The 18,773-nt window shown below is 63.5% G+C and carries 21 protein-coding genes and 1 pseudogene; 18 read left to right on the forward strand and 4 right to left on the reverse strand.

The genetic code is table 11. The features are described from left to right. Nucleotides 1-57 precede the first annotated feature (57 nt). Nucleotides 58-297: a hypothetical protein gene (locus H9X91_RS04785; RefSeq protein ID WP_204803072.1), complete on the reverse strand. Its 240-nt coding sequence runs from the start codon at nt 295-297 to the stop codon at nt 58-60. Further along, nucleotides 294-842, reverse strand: a complete 549-nt coding sequence (locus H9X91_RS04790; protein WP_204803074.1) for a CarD family transcriptional regulator — start codon at nt 840-842, stop codon at nt 294-296. Before H9X91_RS04790 ends, H9X91_RS04785 begins: the two co-directional genes overlap by 4 nt. 507 nt (nt 843-1,349) lie before the next feature. Here H9X91_RS04790 and tyrS point away from each other — a divergent pair. The 9 genes from tyrS to H9X91_RS04835 all read left to right on the forward strand — a co-directional run bounded on the left by tyrS (nt 1,350) and on the right by H9X91_RS04835 (nt 9,427). Further along, nucleotides 1,350-2,585, forward strand: a complete 1,236-nt coding sequence (gene tyrS / locus H9X91_RS04795) for a tyrosine--tRNA ligase (RefSeq protein WP_204803076.1) — start codon at nt 1,350-1,352, stop codon at nt 2,583-2,585. Between the two features lie 132 nt (nt 2,586-2,717). Further along, nucleotides 2,718-3,221 (forward strand): RNA polymerase sigma factor, encoded by a 504-nt coding sequence (locus H9X91_RS04800; protein WP_338111946.1) that lies wholly within the window; start codon nt 2,718-2,720, stop codon nt 3,219-3,221. Then, nucleotides 3,196-4,281, forward strand: a complete 1,086-nt coding sequence (locus tag H9X91_RS04805) for a hypothetical protein (protein WP_204803078.1) — start codon at nt 3,196-3,198, stop codon at nt 4,279-4,281. Before H9X91_RS04800 ends, H9X91_RS04805 begins: the two co-directional genes overlap by 26 nt. Nucleotides 4,282-4,397: 116 nt before the next feature. Continuing rightward, nucleotides 4,398-5,408: a YeiH family protein gene (locus tag H9X91_RS04810; protein WP_204803080.1), complete on the forward strand. Its 1,011-nt coding sequence runs from the start codon at nt 4,398-4,400 to the stop codon at nt 5,406-5,408. Nucleotides 5,409-5,543: 135 nt separating this feature from the next. After that, nucleotides 5,544-6,356 carry a helix-turn-helix domain-containing protein gene (locus H9X91_RS04815; RefSeq protein ID WP_243414425.1) on the forward strand — a complete coding sequence of 271 codons (813 nt, stop codon included), beginning with the start codon at nt 5,544-5,546 and terminating at the stop codon, nt 6,354-6,356. A gap of 91 nt (nt 6,357-6,447) precedes the next feature. Next, the gene (locus tag H9X91_RS04820) at nt 6,448-7,023 is read left to right on the forward strand and encodes a TetR/AcrR family transcriptional regulator (RefSeq protein WP_204803082.1); all 576 of its coding nucleotides are present in this window, start codon (nt 6,448-6,450) and stop codon (nt 7,021-7,023) included. 69 nt (nt 7,024-7,092) lie between these two features. Then, the gene (locus H9X91_RS04825; RefSeq protein WP_204803084.1) at nt 7,093-7,704 is read left to right on the forward strand and encodes a class I SAM-dependent methyltransferase; all 612 of its coding nucleotides are present in this window, start codon (nt 7,093-7,095) and stop codon (nt 7,702-7,704) included. A gap of 326 nt (nt 7,705-8,030) precedes the next feature. Continuing rightward, nucleotides 8,031-8,243 (forward strand): AbrB/MazE/SpoVT family DNA-binding domain-containing protein, encoded by a 213-nt coding sequence (locus H9X91_RS04830; RefSeq protein WP_204803086.1) that lies wholly within the window; start codon nt 8,031-8,033, stop codon nt 8,241-8,243. Then, nucleotides 8,240-9,427 carry a macrolide family glycosyltransferase gene (locus H9X91_RS04835; RefSeq protein WP_204803088.1) on the forward strand — a complete coding sequence of 396 codons (1,188 nt, stop codon included), beginning with the start codon at nt 8,240-8,242 and terminating at the stop codon, nt 9,425-9,427. Before H9X91_RS04830 ends, H9X91_RS04835 begins: the two co-directional genes overlap by 4 nt. Here H9X91_RS04835 and H9X91_RS04840 read toward each other — a convergent pair. After that, complete coding sequence (locus H9X91_RS04840; protein WP_204803305.1) at nt 9,424-9,957, reverse strand: DUF5662 family protein; 534 nt, start codon at nt 9,955-9,957, stop codon at nt 9,424-9,426. The genes H9X91_RS04835 and H9X91_RS04840 overlap by 4 nt on opposite strands. A gap of 118 nt (nt 9,958-10,075) precedes the next feature. Between H9X91_RS04840 and H9X91_RS04845 the strand changes: the two genes are divergently transcribed. From H9X91_RS04845 to H9X91_RS04885, 9 genes and pseudogenes are all read left to right on the forward strand, one after another. After that, on the forward strand, nt 10,076-10,519 hold the full coding sequence (locus H9X91_RS04845) for a hypothetical protein (RefSeq protein WP_204803090.1): 444 nt from the start codon (nt 10,076-10,078) through the stop codon (nt 10,517-10,519). Nucleotides 10,520-10,546: 27 nt separating this feature from the next. Continuing rightward, nucleotides 10,547-10,738 carry a hypothetical protein gene (locus H9X91_RS04850; protein WP_204803092.1) on the forward strand — a complete coding sequence of 64 codons (192 nt, stop codon included), beginning with the start codon at nt 10,547-10,549 and terminating at the stop codon, nt 10,736-10,738. Nucleotides 10,739-11,039: 301 nt separating this feature from the next. Next, nucleotides 11,040-11,822, forward strand: coding sequence for a PhzF family phenazine biosynthesis protein (locus H9X91_RS04855; RefSeq protein ID WP_204803094.1), 783 nt, complete (start codon nt 11,040-11,042; stop codon nt 11,820-11,822). 20 nt (nt 11,823-11,842) lie between these two features. Next, nucleotides 11,843-12,052 carry a DUF6485 family protein gene (locus H9X91_RS04860; RefSeq protein ID WP_204803096.1) on the forward strand — a complete coding sequence of 70 codons (210 nt, stop codon included), beginning with the start codon at nt 11,843-11,845 and terminating at the stop codon, nt 12,050-12,052. A gap of 50 nt (nt 12,053-12,102) precedes the next feature. Then, nucleotides 12,103-14,766: an alanine--tRNA ligase gene (gene alaS, locus H9X91_RS04865; protein ID WP_204803098.1), complete on the forward strand. Its 2,664-nt coding sequence runs from the start codon at nt 12,103-12,105 to the stop codon at nt 14,764-14,766. A gap of 656 nt (nt 14,767-15,422) precedes the next feature. Then, nucleotides 15,423-16,052, forward strand: a complete 630-nt coding sequence (locus H9X91_RS04870; RefSeq protein ID WP_204803100.1) for a hypothetical protein — start codon at nt 15,423-15,425, stop codon at nt 16,050-16,052. Continuing rightward, a pseudogene (locus H9X91_RS04875) lies at nt 16,049-16,393 on the forward strand (TIGR04076 family protein). Before H9X91_RS04870 ends, H9X91_RS04875 begins: the two are co-directional and overlap by 4 nt. A gap of 60 nt (nt 16,394-16,453) precedes the next feature. Continuing rightward, nucleotides 16,454-16,627 (forward strand): DUF4250 domain-containing protein, encoded by a 174-nt coding sequence (locus tag H9X91_RS04880; protein WP_204803102.1) that lies wholly within the window; start codon nt 16,454-16,456, stop codon nt 16,625-16,627. A 25-nt stretch (nt 16,628-16,652) separates the two neighbouring features. After that, nucleotides 16,653-16,991 carry a histidine triad nucleotide-binding protein gene (locus H9X91_RS04885; protein ID WP_204803104.1) on the forward strand — a complete coding sequence of 113 codons (339 nt, stop codon included), beginning with the start codon at nt 16,653-16,655 and terminating at the stop codon, nt 16,989-16,991. A 188-nt stretch (nt 16,992-17,179) separates the two neighbouring features. Here H9X91_RS04885 and H9X91_RS04890 read toward each other — a convergent pair whose 3' ends face one another. Beyond that, nucleotides 17,180-18,730, reverse strand: coding sequence for a DUF6612 family protein (locus tag H9X91_RS04890; protein WP_204803106.1), 1,551 nt, complete (start codon nt 18,728-18,730; stop codon nt 17,180-17,182). Nucleotides 18,731-18,773: the final 43 nt, after the last annotated feature.

An 18,773-nucleotide genomic window follows, 5' to 3' on the forward strand; every position in this document is an offset into this window, starting at 1 on the left:
AAAAAGGCGAAAGTCCCGGCGGTGGAGCGCTCCATCCGCCGGGACCCAGGGTTCGGATCAGTCCATGTAGGACCCGCATTTGTGGTTGTTGTACTGCTTTTTGATATGGATGAGAATGGAGCCGTCTGGCTGCTCCGCTTCGTCGGTGATTTTGTACTGGATGCGGCTTCGGTCCAGCTGGGCCTTGTAGTGCTCCACTTCCGCCCGGACTGCCTGTACGGCGGAGGCGTGGTCCAGATCCTCCTTCAGCTGAAAATGAATGGTCTGCAGGAGACAGGCTTCCTTGATTCGTTTCATGGTGTGTTCCTCCTATTCTGATTTGGGACTGGTTCATGGGGTTCTGGCGGCAGGCCCAGTTTCCGCCGGATATAGCCGCCGACTTGCTGCTTGTCGATGTGAAGCGAAAAGGCAAAGGACTGGGAGAGCACCGCCTCCGCTTTCTTCAGGACCTGGGCGTCCGTAGAGGGCAGGCCCTTTGCGGTCTCCCGGGACTTTTCATACAGGCAGCGGACCAGGAGCAGCAGCTCCCGCTCATCACTTCGGCGCAGAATATCCCGGAAGGTATCCAGACGCTGCCGGCGGTCCTCCATCCAGGGCAGACGATCCTCGCCCACGTCAGTCAGAAGCCGGTCAATCTCATCCTTGGAGAGGACCGGCCGCATCCGGGCAGTCAGCTTGGGATTGTCCGCTGGCACAAAGATGCTGGAACCATCCTGGCTGACCGGCTTGAGAACGTAATACTCCCGGCGGGGGAGATCCGGCCCAAAGCGGATGGGGCAGATATCCTCCACCTGGCAGACGCCATAGGCGCCATAGTGTACAAAATCAGATTTGCCAGGCATCTGGTCCCCCTTCCTTTCCAGCGACTTTCTGCCGCGGAGCAGTACTTCGGCTCATCTTAATTTTAACAAATTCCAAAGGCATCTTTCAAAGGACCTTTTTCCCAAAAAACAACGGCCTGGAATTTGGGCAAAATGCGCAGAAGAACCGCAAAACCGCCTGTTGACAAGCTCTGCAAAATCGGATAGAATACCAACTACAGTGATGAAGCGGAGCAGTACCCGGGAGACCTGCCCTCAAGAGAGCCTCTGGTGTGGTGGAAAGAGGCGGACGGGCCCGGCGAATACACCGCGGAGCTGGCATCCCAACGGCCAACGGCCCAGTAGGCGTGCTCCGGGAGCGCCCGTTACAGCGCCGCCGTGTGTCTGCACGGCCTGAGGCGTCCGCCCGCGAGGACGGCGCGAACAGAGGTGGTACCGCGAGACCTTCTCGCCCTCTGTCCCTTGGGACAGGGGGCGTTTTTTCATATCTGTCCCAGACTTCACGACTGGACAAAAGGAGAGATGATCATGCAGATCTACGAGGAACTGAAGGCCCGGGGCCTCATCGCCCAGGTGACGGACGAGGAGGAGATCCGGGAGCTGGTAAACAACGGCAAGGCCACGTTCTATATCGGCTTTGACCCCACGGCGGACAGCCTGCACGTAGGCCACTTCATGGCCCTGTGCCTGATGAAGCGGCTGCAGATGGCGGGCAACCGGCCCATCGCCCTGATCGGCGGCGGCACCGGCTATATCGGCGACCCCTCCGGCCGGACGGACATGCGCTCCATGATGACGCCGGAGACCATCCAGCACAACTGCGACTGCTTCAAGAAGCAGATGGAGCGGTTCATCGAGTTCGGCGAGGGCAAGGCATTGATGCTGAACAACGCCGACTGGCTGCTGAAGCTGAACTATATCGACCTGCTGCGGGAGGTGGGCGCCTGCTTCTCCGTCAACAACATGCTGCGGGCCGAGTGCTACAAGCAGCGGATGGAGCGGGGCCTCAGCTTCCTGGAGTTCAACTATATGATCATGCAGGCCTATGACTTCTACCACATGTTCCAGACCGTGGGCTGCAACATGCAGTTCGGCGGCGACGACCAGTGGAGCAATATGCTGGCCGGCACGGAGCTGATCCGCCGGAAGCTGAGCAAGGACGCCTACGCCATGACCATCACCCTGCTGATGAACTCCGAGGGCAAGAAGATGGGCAAGACCGCCAGCGGCGCCGTGTGGCTGGATCCCAACAAGACCTCTCCCTACGACTTCTATCAGTACTGGCGGAACGTGGGGGACGCCGATGTCCTCAAGTGCATCCGGATGCTGACGTTCCTGCCCCTGGAGCAGATCGACGAGATGGACACCTGGCAGGGCAGCCAGCTGAACACCGCCAAGGAGATCCTGGCCTTCGAGCTGACCAAACTGGTCCACGGCGAGGAAGAGGCTGCCAAGGCCCAGGAGGCCGCCCGGGCCCTGTTCGGGGGCGGCGGCGACAGCGCCAACATGCCCTGCACGAAGCTCTGCCGGGCGGATTTCACCGCCGAGGGCGAGATCGACATTCTGACATTGCTGGTGAAGTGCGGCCTGGCCGCTTCCAAGGGCGAGGCCCGGCGGCTGGTGCAGCAGGGCGGCGTCTCCGTCTGCGGCCAGAAGGTGGCCGACATCGAGGCCAAGTTCAGCTGCAAGGACTGCTGCGGCGAGGGCGCGGTCATCAAAAAGGGCAAGAAGGTCTATCACAAGGCCATGCTGGACGAGCAGTAAGCAACACCTTTCAGAGCGGCCCGCCGGGAATATCCCGGCGGGCTTTTTTTGCCTGTCCCTGTCAGATGGAAGTCTCATCATTCGTTTTATCAGCAGAACGGCGCCGGCAAAGGAGTTGATCGTACGGAACAAATCACATATACCCGCCGGGAGGCGGAGGAGCTGGTGGAGCGGTGGTCGGACACCGTGCTGCGGATCGCCTGGACCTGGACGAACAGCGTCCACGACGCCCAGGACATCTGCCAGACGGTGCTCTTGAAGCTGCTGACCAGCTCCCGCCGCTTTGACGAGGAGCGGCTGGAGCGTGCCTGGGTGATCCGGGTGACCGTCAACTGCTGCAAGGACTGGAAGAAGTCCGCCTGGGTCCGGCGGCGCCTGCCCTTAGAGGCGGCGGCTCACGCGGCGGTCCACCTGCCGGAGCTGGGGGAGAGCCCCGTGCTGGCGGCGGTGCAGGCCCTGCCGGACCGCTACCGCCAGGCGGTGTATCTGCGGTACTACGAGGGATATGAGCCGGCGGAGATCGGGGCGCTGATGGGCTGCACGGCCAGCCAGGTCAGCACCTATCTCTACCGGGGCAAGGCAAAATTGCGGAAAACGCTGGGAGGCGCTTATGGACAGGAATGTTTATCAGAGTGAGTTGGACCGGGTGCGGTTCACGGAGGCAGGGAAGTCCGCCCTGGCGGACGCCCTGATGACCGGGCGGGCAGAATCGGAACAACGGCGGGGCAGAGGCCCCTGGATGAAGCGGGGCGCCATTGCGGCCCTGGCGGCGGTGCTGCTGGTGGGTACGGCAGCGGCCGTTACCGTGTCCCTGTGGGATGGCTTTTTCGGCGGCCTGACTTCGTCAGAGCAGGCAGTGGTGGACACCCTCAGCGGCGATCTGCCGGGGGCGGTCTCCTCCAATGGCGCTGTGATAACGCCCCAGGCTGCCTTCGGCACAGATGGCGTGTTCTATCTGATGCTGGAGATCCAGGCCCCGGAGGGCACGGTCCTGCCGGCTCTGGACGGGGAACAGGGAACATACCAGCTCTTCGATGCAGAGATTGTAAACGGGGAGTGGCTGGAGCTGCGGGAGATAGACGGCAGCGATGTGGACTTCTCCTATTCCATGGAACCCACCTGGCTGGAGGACGACGATCCCACGGACAACGTGATCCGGGTGGCGCTCTCCATCCTGGCGGATGGGGACTTGGAGGGGAAGGTCCTCCACATCCCGGGCCTCTGGAAGCAGTCGGAGACGAAGGAATACACGGAAATCTTCTCCGGGGACTTTGATTTCACGCTCTCCAGCGGATTGGCGGAAGAAGGTCTGCTGGCGGTGGATGTCACTGGCATCACGACACAGTCGCCTTACGGCACATTGACCCTGGACGATTTGGAGCTCTCCCCCCTTGGGCTCCGGTTGGGCTATCACTATGATGAAGATACCGCCCAGGCAACCTGGGAGGCGGAAAGCAGCGGCGGAGATGCCCTTGTGACGAGCGATGACGGAGAGGCGCTGAAGTTTTCCGACATGGTCACCCCCAGCGCCGAACTGGTCCTGGTCCTGCGGGACGGGACCCGGGTGGAGATCGCCAACAGCTTCGGCGGGGGCGGCGCCGGCTGGGCGGAGCAGAGCGGCTTCTTTACCCGGCCTGTGGACCTGGCCCAGGTGGCGTATCTGCTGTGGGGCGAGACGGAGATCCCCCTGAACTGAATCCGAGCTTCGATCCGGGATGGCATCGCCATCCCGGATTTTTTTGACAAATCCTTTGCGGCATGATATGATACAACACCGACTGTAACAGAGAAAAAAGAGAAAGGAATCGTATCATGGAATTTGTCAAAAAGAACGCCCTGGGCATCCTGATCTGCCTGGTGATCGCCGTGCCCGCCTGGCTGCTGGGGCAGCGGTTTGAGGTGGTGGGCGGCCCGGTGTTCGCCATCCTCATCGGCATGGTCATCGCCCTGTTCTGGAAGGATCAGAAGGCCGCCAAGAGCGGCATTACCTACACCTCCAAGAAAATTTTGCAGCTGGCGGTGGTGCTGCTGGGCTTCGGCATGAACCTGGGCAGCGTCCTCCAGGTGGGGGGACAGTCCCTGCCCATCATCGTCTCCACCATCGCAACCTCCCTGATCGTGGCCTTCGTACTCTATAAGGCGCTCCACATGGACGGCAACATCTCCACCTTGATCGGCGTGGGCTCCTCCATCTGCGGCGGCAGTGCCATCGCCGCCACTGCCCCGGTCATCGGCGCCGATGACGAGGAGATCGCCCAGGCCATCTCCGTCATCTTCCTCTTCAACGTCATCGCCGCCCTGATCTTCCCCACCCTGGGCGGCGTGCTGGGCCTCTCTAACGAGGGCTTCGGCCTCTTCGCCGGCACGGCGGTGAACGACACCTCCTCCGTCACCGCAGCGGCCTCCGCCTGGGACGGGATGCACCCCGGCGCCAACACCCTGGACACCGCCGCTATCGTGAAGATGACCCGGACCCTGGCCATCATCCCCATCACCCTGGTGCTGGCCCTGCTGCGGACCCGCCGGGAGGGGAAGCAGGGCGGCGCCCAGGTGGATATTAAGAAGATCTTCCCCTGGTTCGTGCTGCTGTTCCTGCTGGCCTCCATCATCACCACGGTGCTGCCCATTCCCGCGGGCGCCGTGAGCTTTTTGAAAAATGCCAGCAAGTTCTTCATCGTCATGGCCATGGCGGCCATCGGATTGAACACCGACCTCGTAAAGCTGGTGAAAACTGGCGGCAAGCCCATCTTCATGGGCTTCTGCTGCTGGGTGGCCATCGCCTGCGTCAGCCTGGGAGTCCAGCATCTGCTGGGGATCTGGTGAGTGCAAAACCGCCAATCCATTGCGCCCCAATAGGTGCAACCCAGGGTTGACAAAGTTCCACCCGCCGCGTTCTTGTCAGGTGCGGATTGGGCGGCTTATCATAGGGCCATCCAAACGAGAAAGTGAGTGTGGACGATGATGACATTTTCCGAAAAGCTGATGGACCTGCGGCGGAAGTCCGGCCTGAGCCAGGAGCAGCTGGCGGACCGGCTGGGGGTCACCCGCCAGTCCGTCAGCAAGTGGGAGAGCGGCACCGCCATGCCGGAGCTTGTGAAGCTGATCTCCTTGTCAGATATATTCGGCGTGTCGGTGGACTATCTGGTAAAGGACTATCTGGAGGAACCGGAAAGCGCCGGCGGAGGAGACGACTTGTCCGCCCAGCAGGCGGTCCGGCTGGAGAAAAAGGTGGACGAGCTGACCAACTATGTGAAGGGCAGGGTCTACCGCTTTGACAGTAAGACCCGCATCTTCGGCCTGCCGTTGGTCTCTATTCGGTTCGGCTTCGTCCGGAACGGGAAACTGTCCATGGACAACGTCGCCAGGGGCATCATCGCCATCGGCAATGCTGCCATCGGCGTGGTGGCCATCGGCATCGTGGGGGTGGGCCTGTTCACCTTCGGCGTGGTGGGGCTGGGCCTGCTGTCCCTGGGTATCGTGGCCGCGGGCCTGGGGGCCTTCGGCGTGATGGCGCTGGGGTATCTGGCCCTGGGTGTCAGCGCCGTGGGGGTATACGCCGGCGGCGTGGCGGCCATCGCCGCCAAGATCGCCGCAGCAGTCTCCGCCGTGGCCCCCACCGCCATCGGGGAGCACGCCTCCGGCAGCCACGTGCTGCTGTGGGGAGACGGCCTGACGGCTCCCGAGGTCCGCGCCTTCCTGCTGGAGCACCATCCGGACCTGTGGCAGCCCCTGCTGGACCTGTTCTCCAGCCTCGGCGCCCATATCAAGTGAATCCTCCAATCAACTTCACACCGGTGAACAAAAATCATTGACTTTTGTTCACCGGTGTGCTATGCTCTCTGCCAGAGAGGGGGAGCGGTCCATGCGGGTATCGAAGGCGCCGGAGGTCCGGCGGCAGGAGATCTTGGAGACGGCCATGAAGCTGTTCACGGAGAAGGGGTATGAGGCGACCTCCATGCGGGACATCGCCCAGGCCTGCGGTGTGGTGGCCGGGCTGTGCTACCGGTACTTCGACTCCAAGCAGAAGCTGTTTCAGGAGGCCACGGAGGCCTATGTGGAGGAGTGCTGCGGCCTAATCCGCCGCACCTTGGGGGACGAGACGCTGTCCCTGTCCCAAAAGCTGGACCGGCTGTATGGGACCATGGGGGAGGAGGCCGACTTCCGCTACCACGGCTTCTTCCACCAGGCGGGGAACGAGGACTTCCACCAGCAGCTGTCCCTGCGGCTCTGCCAGCGGATGGCGCCCTTGCTGCGGGAGGCCCTGGCCCAGGAGGAGCAGCGCACCGGCCGCCGCTTTCGGGACCCGGAGACGTTGATCGCCTTTGTGACCTACGGCCAGATCCCGCTGCTCAGCGCCAGTGAGACGCCCCGGCGGGAGACGCTGGACCGTGTCCGACACTACATCGACCTGCTGCTGGAAGCGGAACTGCAGGCTTAGACGCCCGGCACACGCCGGGCGCGGCTTTCACCATATGAGTGAACAAAATTCATTCAAGGAGGAACTGATATGAAACCAGATAAAAAGCGGCAGTCCCAGCAGGCCTTTGACCAGCAGGCCGCCACCTATGACACTGACATCCAGGGCAGTCACGCCCGGACACTGTATCCCTACATGCTCCAGGAGATCACCCATGCCTGGGGAGATCGGGTGCTGGATCTTGGCTGCGGCACCGGGGCGCTGACGGCCCAGGTGCTGGAGCAGGACCCTCGCCGCCAGGTGACGGGATTAGACTTGTCGGAACAGATGCTGGCCCAGGCCAGGGCCCGCCTGGGGGACCGGGTGAAATTGATTCAGGGCGACAGCGAGTGCCTGCCCTTCCCGGACGGGAGTTTTGACGTGGTGTATTGCTGCGACTCCTTCCACCACTATCCCGACCCGGCGGCGGTGCTGGCGGAGGTGGGCCGGGTGCTGGTACCCGGCGGCGTCTTTCTCCTGGGGGACATCTGGCTGCCCCTGCCGGGGCGGCTGCTGATGAACCCCTTCCTCCGCTGGAGCCAGGAAGGAGACGTGAAGATCTACGCCCGGCGGGAGATCACATCCCTGCTGGGGCAGGCGTTCCGCCAGGTCACCTGGCGGCGGACGGGAGGCCGGGCCTTCGTGGCTCGGGGCGTCCGGTAAGGCCGGAGAGGGAGGCGCCCACCGCCTCCCAGGGAAAGTACCTCCAGGCCGTCTGCCGTCTCTCCCAGGGCGGGCTGCGGCCGGTCCGCCAGCGGGATGTGGTTCGTTATCTGGGCTGCTCCAAGCCCAGCGTGTCCCGGGCTGTGTCACTGCTGCGGCAGCCGCCCTGCTGGCCTCCGGCGGGGCGGAGCGCCAGGCGTAGAGGGGGGAGGGGAAGCACTCACGCTCGACAGATGGATTCTTGACAGGCTCCTCGCCATGTGATATAAATGGTATGAAAAGTATAACTTTTCATACTCTTTGAGAAAAAGAAAGGGGCGCTTGCCATGAAGCCGCCGAAGGGAAAGTTCGCCGCCACCGCCCGGGTGGGGGAAAAGGGCCAGATCGTGATTCCGAAGGGAGCCCGGGATCTGCTGAACATCCAGCCGGGGGACACCCTGCTGGTACTGGCAGACGAGCAGCGGGGCATTGCCCTCACCAAGGACGAGGTCCTGTTCCAGCAGCTGGAGGGCTTTTTGAGCTGGGAGGAGGAGCCGTGAGCCGGATCGCCTGGTTCTGCATCCCCGCCTGGGGCCACACCAATCCCACGGTGGAGGTGGTGCGGGTCCTGACGGCCCGGGGCCATCAGGTGCGCTACTACACCTTTGCTCCCTTCCGGGAGAAACTGGAGGCGGCAGGGGCGGAGGTGCGCCTGTGCGACAGATTCATGCCGCCTCCGCCGCCGGACCTGGACCGGCGGGTGGGCCGGGATTTTGCCTCCATGGTGGGGATGCTGACGGACACCGCCCTGGACATGGAGGCACCGGTGTGCCAGGAGCTGGAGGCATGGCGGCCAGACCTTCTTGTAGTGGACTCCGTCTGCCTGTGGGGCAAGCTCTTTGCCTGGAAGCTGCAGCTGCCCTGGGTCTGCTCCACCACCACCTTTGCCTTCAACCAGCAGACCGCCGCCCTGATGCGGCCGGGGCTGGCGGAGACTGCCCGGATGGCCCTGGGCTTGGGCCGCATCCGGCGGGACATGGCCCGCCTGCGGCAGCGGGGCTATCCGGCGGAGGACCTGCGGCAGCTGCTGGAAAACCGGGCGGACACCGACACCATCGTCTACACCTCCCGGCTGTTCCAGCCCATGACGGAGACCTTTGGGGACCGGTTCGCCTTTGTGGGGCCCTCGCTGCCGCAGGTGCCGCCCCGGAAACACCGGGGAGACCGCCCACTGGTCTACATCTCTCTGGGTACGGTGATGCACCGGCGGCCCGGCTTTTACCGGGCCTGCTTCCGGGCTCTGGGCGGGCGTGATCTGGACGTGGTCCTCTCCGTGGGAGAGGCCACGGACCCGGCGGCCCTGGGACCAGCCCCCGGTAACTTCCGGGTGGAGCGCCGGGTGGACCAGCTGGCGGTTCTGGCGGAGGCGGACGCCTTTCTCACCCACTGCGGCATGAACAGCGCCAACGAGGCCATCTTCTGCCAGGTGCCAACCATTCTCTTTCCCCAGCAGGGGGAGGAGGCCGCTGTGGCGGACCGGATGGAGTCCCTGGGGCTGGGGGTGCGCCTGCGCCGGGAGACGCCCGCTGCCATCCGGCGGGCGGTAGAGACCGCACTGGGGGAGCCCCGGTTCCGGGAAAACGCCGCCCGGGTGGCGGAGAGCTTCCGGGCCGCCGGCGGCGCCGGTGCCGCGGCGGACTTTTTGGAACGGGTGCTGGACCGCAAAAACAGCGGGAGATCCTAGGTTTTTCCCAGGATCTCCCGCCGGATGTAGTCGAAGGCCGCGTCCTCGCCCTGGTCCCGGAGCGTCACCAGCATGGTCTCCAGCAGGGCGGCAGTGGCCGGGTGGATCAGCAGCCGCCGGTCCTTGCCCCGGAGGTAGAATTTGTAGGGATCCCCGGGGTCAAAGTCCTTTCCCCGGTAGACCTTGCTGGCGGCCAGCCGGTCACAGAACATCTCCGCCACGTATTTGGGGGGCATCTCCACCCCGGCGATGCCGCTGCCGTCCCGGGCGTAGTCCGTCCAGTATTCGAAGTGGTGGCGGTTGCGGCCCTTGTGGTGGAGCCAGGAGGCGCTGTACCCGTGTTCCTTCCGCTGGGCGTCGTTGGGGCTGTGGTCCCCCTGAAAGTATTTGACCCCCGCGAAGAACTCCACCGGGGAATACTTGGACAGGTCATGGGTCAGGCCCTGCCAGTACAGCCCCAGGCGGAAGCAGTACTTCCGCACCAGCGCCCGGTGGCGGTGCACGGTCCGCAGATGGGCCCAGAAATGCAAGGAGATCACCCCGTTTCCAAAATCTCACGTTCCAGTATAGCACGGCGGCGGGAAAATGACGAGCAAAATTTTCGCATGGAATCCCGCCTTCCGCAGACACTAGCGGAGAGGTGTTTGCATGGAGGGAGTTTTCTTCCGCTGTCCCCCGGCGTGGGAGAATCTGCTGCCGCCCGGCGTGTTCGGAGCGGAGCGGGCAGAGGAACTGGCGGCGCGGTGCTGGCCGCTGCTGGTGCTGACCCGCCGGGGCTGCGAGGAGCTGGGGGACACGGCGGCTATGTGCCGGGTGCTGCTGGCGCCGGGGGATCGGGCGCTGTCTCTGGAACACGTCTCAGCGGAGACGGTGGTGACCTATGGCCTGTCCCACAGGGACAGCCTGACATTGTCCAGCCTGGCGGAGCCGGTGCTGTGCGTCCAGCGGCAGCTGCCCCGGCCGGACGGCACCGTCATCGAGCCCCAGGAGTTCCCCCTGCCGGCCCTCCCGGGGCCGGCGGCAGAGCTTCTGCCGCTGCTGGGGGCAAGACTGTTGCGGCTGCCACAGACAGCTGACCCCTTCCTGTGGTAAAGTGAACACAAAAGGAGGGGATCTCAGATGTTGTGGTATGAGGTGCTGGCACCGGTGCTGATCCTGGCGGGAGCGGCCTTTTTCGGCTGGATGCTCTATGGCCGGAAGAGCGGCCCCACCGGCTGCATCGGCTGCGGCAAATGCGTGGCGGACGGGGTGTGCATCCTGACGGGGAAGCAGGTCCCGGGGATCTTCAGAGACCGTGGGAAAAAGCAGTGATCTCCCTGTTGACAATCCGGCGGAAATGTTTATAATAAATGTGTCTGAATACGGCGAAACGCCATGACAAAGCCAGCTTCGTGAGACCGGCCAAGCGAGAGGGGAGACGGTGCGAGCCCCTTGCCTATGCTGCGGAGCAGCCACTTTGGAGCAGCCCGTGTGGAGCGGGACGGCCCATCCCCGTTACCGGATGACGTGAGATGTCCCCATGGGACAGATCAGGGTGGTACCGTGGAAGTCCTTCCGCCCCTGACGTGCGTCAGGGGCGGTTTTTTTATTTACCCGACAGGAGGAGACGGATATGAGGCAGTATGTCGTGGATGCCTTCACAAAAGAGGTGTTCGCGGGCAACCCGGCGGCGGTGTGCTACCTGGACCGCTGGCCGGCGGACACGCTGATGCGCCGGATCGCTGTGGAGAACAACCTGTCCGAGACGGCCTTTGTGGTCCGGGAGGGAGAGGAGCTGCGCATCCGCTGGTTCACCCCGGGCGGGGAGATCGACCTGTGCGGCCATGCCACCCTTGCCTCCGCCTATGTGTACTTCCGGTTCGTGGACCCGGCGGCGGAACGGGTGACGTTCCAGAGCCTCAGCGGGCCCCTCACCGTCACCCGGGAGGGAAGTCTCCTGGCCATGGACTTCCCGGCCTATAAACTCTCTCCCACAGAGGTGACGGAGGAGATGACTGCCGTCCTGGGCCTGCGGCCCCGGGAGGCCTGGCTGGGCCGGGACCTGCTGTGCGTCCTGGACCGGCCGGAGGATGTGACTGACTTGAAGCCGGATCTGGGGAAGGCACTGGACCTGCCGGGCCTGCTGCTCCACGCCACAGCACCGGGGACAGGGGAGACCGACTGTGTCTCCCGGACTTTTGCCCCTAAGCTTTGTGTGGACGAGGACCCGGTGTGCGGTTCCGGCCACTGCCACATCGTCCCGTACTGGGCGGACCGGCTGGGGAAGAAAGAGCTGACAGCCTATCAGGCCTCGTCCCGGGGCGGGACCCTGTACTGCTGCATGGAGGGGGATCGGGTCCGTCTGGCTGGCCACGCCGCTCTGTTTTCTCAGGGAGAGATCTTGACCGAGCCATAAGAGGAAAAGGAGAGAACGAAATGCCGTCCAGCCCTTTCTGCACCTGCGGCAACCTGAACTGCCCGCTGCATCCTACCAAGCACGACCAGGGCTGCGCGCCCTGCATCCAGAAAAACCTCCGTCTGCGGGAGGTCCCCAACTGCTTCTTCAACCTGCTGGACCATCCGGAGGGCCGTCCCGGTGACTCCCTGGAGGACTTCGCCAAACTGGTCCTGGCAGAAGAGAGATAAACCGCATACAAAATCATCCAATCATACACATTTTAGGAGGAAGAAATCATATGGCACATCCCACTTACGGACTGAACGAACTGCGGGAGATGTTTCTCAAATTCTTTGAGACCAAGGGGCACCTGCGGCTGCCCAGCTTCTCCCTGATCCCCCAGAACGACGCCAGCCTGCTGCTGATCAACTCCGGCATGGCCCCCATGAAGCCCTGGTTCACCGGGGAGGAGGAGCCTCCCCGCCACCGGGTCTGCACCTGCCAGAAGTGCATCCGCACCGGCGATATCGAGAACATCGGCAAGACCGCCCGCCACGGCACCTACTTCGAGATGCTGGGCAACTTCTCCTTCGGGGACTATTTCAAGCGGGACGCCATCCACTGGGCCTGGGAGTTCCTGACCTCCCCCGAGTGGGTGGGCCTAGAGCCGGACCGGCTGTACCCCTCCGTGTTCGCCGGCAATGAGACCACCCCCGCTGACGACGAGGCCTTCGCCATCTGGCGGGACGAGATCGGCATCCCCGCCGACCGCATCTACAAGTTCGGCAAGGAGGACAACTTCTGGGAGCACGGCTCCGGCCCCTGCGGCCCCTGCTCCGAGATCTACTATGACCGGGGCCCCGAGTGGGGCTGCGGCAAGCCCGGCTGCACCGTGGGCTGCGACTGCGACCGGTATATTGAGGTGTGGAACGTGGTGTTCTCCCAGTTCGACAACGACGGCGAGGGCCACTACACCGAGCTGAAGCAGAAGAACATCGACACCGGCATGGGCCTGGAGCGGCTGGCCTGCGTCAGCCAGAACGTGGCCAGCCTGTTCGATGTGGACACGGTGATGAACATCACCAACAAGGTCAGCGAGATCACCGGTGCCAAGTACGAGCAGAGCGACAAGATCGACGTCAGCCTGCGGGTCATCACCGACCACATCCGCTCCGCCACCTTCATGATCTGCGACGGCGTGCTGCCCTCCAACGAGGGCCGGGGCTACGTGCTGCGGCGCCTGCTGCGCCGGGCCGCCCGCCACGGAAAGCTCCTGGGGGTGGACCATCCCTTCCTGTACGAGGTATGCGACACCGTTGTCCACGAGAACGAGGGCCACTACCCCGAGCTGCGGGAGCGGCAGGCCTATATCACCAAGGTCATCCGCACCGAGGAGGAGAACTTCGCCAAGACCCTGGATGCCGGCATGAAGATCTACGACGAGATGCTGGCGTCCCACAAGGCCCAGGGCGAGACCGTGTTCTCCGGCGCCGACGCCTTCAAGCTGTACGACACCTACGGCTTCCCCATCGACCTGACCATGGAGATGGCGGAGGAGGCCGGCATGACCGTGGACGAAGCCGCCTTCCGCGCCCTGATGGAGGAGCAGAAGGTTCGCGCCCGCAAGGCCCGGGAGGCCCTGGGCGACTTGGGCTGGGCCGGCATCGAGTTCGGCAAGGACATGCCCGCCACGGAGTTCGTGGGCTACGACCGCACCAGCGAGCAGGGCAAGGTCCTGGCCCTGGTGGCGGACGGTGAGTTGCGGGAGGAGCTGGCCCAGGGCACGGAGGGCATCCTGGTGCTGGACCAGACCCCCTTCTACGCCGAGATGGGCGGCCAGGTGGGAGACCATGGCACCATCCAGGGCCCCAACGGCACCTTCCTGGTGACGGACGTCCAGAAGAACAAGGGCGGCAAGTTCATGCACTCCGGCAAGGTGGTCTCCGGCACCCTCAGCGTGGGGGAGACCGTCACTGCCTCCATCGATGCGGACCGGCGGAAGGCCATCATGCGGGCCCACAGCGCCACCCATCTGCTGGACGCCGCGCTGAAGAAGGTCCTGGGCGACCATGTCCACCAGGCGGGCTCCCTGGTGGAGCCGGACCGTCTGCGGTTCGACTTCACCCACTTTGAGGCTATCACCCCGGAACAGCTGGCCCAGGTCGACAAGCTGGTGAACGACGCCATCCTGGAGGGCTACCCCGTGGTGACGGAGGTCCTGCCCATCGAGGAGGCCAAGAAGAAGGGCGCCGTGGCCATGTTCGGCGAGAAGTACGGCGACATCGTCCGCGTGGTGGAGATGGGCGACTTCTCCATGGAGTTCTGCGGCGGCACCCATCTGGACAACACCGCCAAGGCCGGCCCCTTCCGCATCAAGTCCGAGGGCTCCGTGGCCTCCGGCGTCCGCCGGATCGAGGCCACCGTGGGCCAGCTGAGCCTGGATACCATGAACCGCAACCAGGAGCTGCTGTTCCATGCCGCCCAGGTGCTGAAGACCACCCCCGGCGAGCTGGCCGCCAAGGCGGAGCAGCAGGCGGCGGAGATGAAGGAGCTGCGCCATGAGCTGGAGAAGTTCAAGTCCGAGGCGTCTTTGGGGGAGGCCCGGCAGTTCCTGACTGCCGCCAAGGACGTAGGCGGTCTGAAAGTCCTGACTGCCGTCCGCAACGGCATGGACGCAAACGCCCTGCGGCAGATGGGCGACTTCCTGCGGGACAAGGCCCCGGACGTGGTGGCCGTGCTGGCCTCCGCCAACGGAGAAAAGATCACCTTCCTGGCGGTCTGCGGTCCGGAGGCGGTGAAGCGCGGCATCAAGGCCGGCGATCTGGTAAAGAGCGTCTGCGCCGTGTGCGGCGGCAAGGGCGGCGGCAAGCCCGACAGCGCCATGGGCGGCGGCAGCGACCTGCTGAAGCTGGACGATGCCCTGGCAACTGTGGACGATTTCGTGGCGGAAAAATTGAAATAAGGCGGTTGCCAACCGCCGGGGAATCCAGCCGGATTGCCGGCTTGTCCCAATGCACCCCCCATTTCTCTTTTGGTCTTGCCAAAAGAGAAAGGGGCCGTGCACGGTCCAAAGAGAAAAAACGCTTCGGCGGGTCGGTCCGCATGGATGCGGACCTCCTGCCGCCGGCGGGGGATGGCTGGCGATCCCTTGCGGCAGTCAGGGACGGAAACGCCCGGCCCTTGGGGGCGTCCAGGCCCGGGGATGTACAGGGATACCCCCTGCGTCTCTTTCCGCTGCCGCTCACGCTTCCGCGAAGGACCAGGCAGCGCCCAGCGGAGCGGAAGGTGCGGAAAGAGGAGCAGATCAAATGCGATCTTGCACCCCGACCAACCTCGCAACCTCCGCCACGGGACGGCAGTCACAGGAATCGCAGAAGAGAATAGCGTGCCCGAAGGCCAGGCAAAATCGGCGCTTGCACCGATACGCCGACCCCCGTCGCGCGGAGGGCAACTGCACCGGAGCGCGTCCAAGCCGCCTTTTCTTTTGGACCGTGCACGGCCCGTTTTCTTTTCCGCAAGACGGAAAAGAAAATGGGGGGTGCATCCCTGCATGGGACCATGCCCCCTGCGGGAGCAGGATCCCCCAGTTGGCCCTTTCGGCCGGAAAGGAGAAACTTTATGTCGACTCGCAAGGACATCCAGACCTTTTTCAGCCTGCCCCTGGACTTCTCCATGCTGGAGCTGGAGCCGGAGACGGGTGAGGACCCGGTACGGTATTTCTGCACCCCGGAGAATGCCGAGGTCATCGGCTGGGGCAGCAGCGGCACCCACTTTGTCCTCCTGCCGGGGGACGAGGCGGTGTACTGCGTGGAACCGGAGCTGGCGGGGGAGGGCACCTTCGTCCTGCCGGTGGGGGCGGACTTCCGGGAGTTCCTGTCCTATGTGCTCTTCTGTAAATGCACCAGCCCGCTGGCCCAGATCTTTATGATGGACGAGGCCCGGTTCCGGAAGCTCCTGGCGGACAATGCGGCCAATACCTGGCCGGGCTGCGAGGAGGACTTCAAGAGACGGGACGTCTCCCTGGCGGCGGTGGCGGAGACCTTCGGCATCCAGCCCCGGGACCCCTTCCAGCGGGTGAAGGCGCTCCAGGCGATTTTCGACCCGTCGGTGCTGGTATTTTCTGACGAGTATTATGACACCCTGGGCCTGGAGCACCCGTCACGCCCGGAGGATCGAGACATCATCACCGGCCGCGATGTGGCCGTCACCACGATTTTCTATACGGATCATCAGGAGGACGTCCCATGAAAAAAGTCAAGATCACCGTCTTGAAAACCACCCTGGACAAGGAGCTGGCGGCGGAGTACGGCGCTGAGGGCCTGGGCCCCTGCCCCATGATGCGGGAGGGCCAGGTGTTCTACGCCGACTACGCCAAGCCGGAGGGGCTCTGCGATGAGGCCTGGAAGGCCATCTACTAGTATGTGTTCGCCCTGGCCCACGGGGCGGGGGAGGGCCTGTTCTACTACGGCGACTGGATCCGCAGGCCCGGCGTGGCCGTCTGCTCCTGCAACGATGGGCTCCGCCCTGTGATCTTCAAGCTGGAGGCCACGGAGGAAGAGGCGGTCATCGACTACACACCGGTGCGGTAAAACCTTTATTTTCAATATCTTGCAAGGACGATTCCTTCACAGCAAAAAGGAGGGACTGCCATGCTGCCCAAGGACCCATACATCCTCCTGAGCTTCGTCAACGCCCGTCTCCGGGACCAGTACGCGGACCTGGAGGACCTGTGCGCATCTCTGGACGTGGATGAGACATCCCTCCGGGAGACGCTGGCGGGGCTTGACTATCATTACGATTCCGTTTATCATCAGTTTGTGTAGATTTCATTTCAAAGGAGGTTTGAAAATGTCCGATTGCCTATTCTGCAAGATCATCGCCGGGGAGATCCCCAGCAGCAAGGTCTACGAGGACGACGTGTGCTACGCCTTCAACGACATTGATCCCCAGGCGCCCACCCACTTCCTGGTGGTGCCCAAGGCCCACATCGGCTCCGTGTCCGAGATCACGGCGGACAACAGCGCCGTGGTGGCCCACATCTTTGAGGTCATCGCCAAGCTGACCAAGGAACAGGGCCTGGACAGCTACCGGGTGGTCTCCAACATCGGCGAGCAGGCGGGGCAGAGCGTATTCCACCTGCACTTCCATGTCCTCAGCGGACGGGATATGACGTGGCCGCCGGGCTAATGTGTACTTCGAGGGGGAGCAGGCTCCCCCTCGACCTCCCCCACCCCCAGTGACGTCGGTCACTGGGGACGCCGCCCTGGGCGGCTGGGTCAATGTATTTTCGGCAGGCGCATGTCCTGCCGAAAATGATTTTATTTGAAAAAAGAACGGGGCCATGGAAATGGCCCCATTCTTTTTTGGGAAAGGAGTTACAAAACGCATTTTTCACAGGGGGTCAGACCTCTGCTCAATGCCTCTTCTAATGTAGATTCGTAATAGGTGCCGCCGTTACAGGAGCTATCGTAGTGATAGCGCTTTCCGGTTTGAGTGACATAGACTGTTCGAGAGTTTTCACTTGTGTCTAAATCCGGCACAGTCACTTCCTCGAAGCTGGAGAAGTCGGGGAAGGTGATGCGGACGCTGTCGCCGGTGGCGTTGACGGTCATGGACATATCATAGTCCGCAGTCATGGCCATGGGCGTGCCGCCCTCCTCGGCAGGGACATTCATCTCCACGGAGAAGGTCATCTGGATGCTCTTCAGATCACCGCTGCGGTCCACGGTGTAGACAGCGGTGATGTCGCCGAAGCTCAGCATATCCATCATCGTCTGCAGATCCTCCGCGGGGAAGGTGCCGCCGCCCATCAGAGTGCTGAAAGCGGTCTCCATCATGCCGTTCATGGAGGAGCCGGTGATCCCCATGGTGTAGACGGTGTCGCTGCCCTGGGTCTTGGAGGTGATGGAGTTCACCATGGCCAGGCCGCTGACATTGACCACATCCACGGAGGCGCTGGCCTGAACCTGCTCCAGCAGAGCCAGCTGCTCCTCCAGGTTCACCTGGGTCTTGGTGCGGACAGCCTCGCCGTTTTCCACCGCGCTCTCCACATAGACCCAGCCGTCCTTCAGCCACTCCCGCATGGTCATGGTCTCGCCCATGGCACCGATGTCAAAGTCATAGGCCATCTGCAGGTCGTTCTCGTCCAGGATCATCTGCATGCTGCCGTCCATGGACATGGGCATGGAGACGGTCTCCCCGTCCTGGGCGACGGACATGTCGATGGAGGCGGTGACATCCACATCCATAGCGGTGCTTTCCATATCGGCGCTGGCCTGCTGCAGGGCCCGGTAGGCCTCGATCTTCTCCGTCATGGGAGCGGCGGCCTGGGCGTCCACGGCGCCGCTGTCGATCAGGCTCTTCAGCAGGTAGGTGCTGCCGTCCTTCAGGTCCGTGCCCAGGGCCTGGTAGGTGACGGCGGCCAGGTCGTCCCGCAGGAACGTGCCGGAGAACATCAGGGGATCATAGAACCCCTTTTCCTGGGCAAAGGTCAGGGCGTCGGCATAGGCGAAGTCCGTGCCGTCCTCATATCCCAGGGCCCGCAGCAGGAATACCACGTAGTTCTGGGCGCTGCAGGCGCCGGTGCCGTAGGTGGTGGCGGAGGTGCCGTTGACGATGCCCTGGTCATGCAGCCAGGCCACATAGGGGGCGGCGGTGGCGCCCACGTCGGTGAAGGGCATGGTGATGTCGCCGGCCTCATAGGCGGTCTTGGCCTCGTCCTCGGCGCCGTAGAGGCGGACCAGCATGATGGCGGCCTCGGAACGGGTGGGGGCCCGGTCCAGTTCAAAGCCGTCGGATGTGCCCCGGAACACGCCGATGGCGGACAGATCCTCTGCCACGGCGTCGTAGTCCGAGGCGGAGGCGCTCACGGCCATTGCCGCCGTCAGCAGCAGCGTCGCGGCCAGAACGGTGAAAATGCGTTTCATGGGGATTACCTCTCTTTCCTTTCTTTCCGGCACGCCGTGTCTC

The organism is Oscillibacter valericigenes (assembly GCF_016902445.1).
Taxonomy (GTDB): Bacteria; Bacillota; Clostridia; order Oscillospirales; family Oscillospiraceae; genus Oscillibacter; species Oscillibacter avistercoris.

Coding starts and splice junctions, on each gene's coding strand:
- alaS (WP_204803098.1), top strand. CDS start 12,103: ATGGCACATCCCACTTACGGACTGAACGAACTGCGGGAGATGTTTCTC.
- H9X91_RS04825 (WP_204803084.1), top strand. CDS start 7,093: ATGAAACCAGATAAAAAGCGGCAGTCCCAGCAGGCCTTTGACCAGCAG.
- tyrS (WP_204803076.1), top strand. CDS start 1,350: ATGCAGATCTACGAGGAACTGAAGGCCCGGGGCCTCATCGCCCAGGTG.
- H9X91_RS04855 (WP_204803094.1), top strand. CDS start 11,040: ATGAGGCAGTATGTCGTGGATGCCTTCACAAAAGAGGTGTTCGCGGGC.
- H9X91_RS04850 (WP_204803092.1), top strand. CDS start 10,547: ATGTTGTGGTATGAGGTGCTGGCACCGGTGCTGATCCTGGCGGGAGCG.
- H9X91_RS04810 (WP_204803080.1), top strand. CDS start 4,398: ATGGAATTTGTCAAAAAGAACGCCCTGGGCATCCTGATCTGCCTGGTG.
- H9X91_RS04880 (WP_204803102.1), top strand. CDS start 16,454: ATGCTGCCCAAGGACCCATACATCCTCCTGAGCTTCGTCAACGCCCGT.
- H9X91_RS04845 (WP_204803090.1), top strand. CDS start 10,076: ATGGAGGGAGTTTTCTTCCGCTGTCCCCCGGCGTGGGAGAATCTGCTG.
- H9X91_RS04890 (WP_204803106.1), bottom strand. CDS start 18,730: ATGAAACGCATTTTCACCGTTCTGGCCGCGACGCTGCTGCTGACGGCG.
- H9X91_RS04805 (WP_204803078.1), top strand. CDS start 3,196: ATGGACAGGAATGTTTATCAGAGTGAGTTGGACCGGGTGCGGTTCACG.
- H9X91_RS04785 (WP_204803072.1), bottom strand. CDS start 297: ATGAAACGAATCAAGGAAGCCTGTCTCCTGCAGACCATTCATTTTCAG.
- H9X91_RS04815 (WP_243414425.1), top strand. CDS start 5,544: ATGATGACATTTTCCGAAAAGCTGATGGACCTGCGGCGGAAGTCCGGC.
- H9X91_RS04820 (WP_204803082.1), top strand. CDS start 6,448: ATGCGGGTATCGAAGGCGCCGGAGGTCCGGCGGCAGGAGATCTTGGAG.
- H9X91_RS04870 (WP_204803100.1), top strand. CDS start 15,423: ATGTCGACTCGCAAGGACATCCAGACCTTTTTCAGCCTGCCCCTGGAC.
- H9X91_RS04885 (WP_204803104.1), top strand. CDS start 16,653: ATGTCCGATTGCCTATTCTGCAAGATCATCGCCGGGGAGATCCCCAGC.
- H9X91_RS04790 (WP_204803074.1), bottom strand. CDS start 842: ATGCCTGGCAAATCTGATTTTGTACACTATGGCGCCTATGGCGTCTGC.
- H9X91_RS04860 (WP_204803096.1), top strand. CDS start 11,843: ATGCCGTCCAGCCCTTTCTGCACCTGCGGCAACCTGAACTGCCCGCTG.
- H9X91_RS04830 (WP_204803086.1), top strand. CDS start 8,031: ATGAAGCCGCCGAAGGGAAAGTTCGCCGCCACCGCCCGGGTGGGGGAA.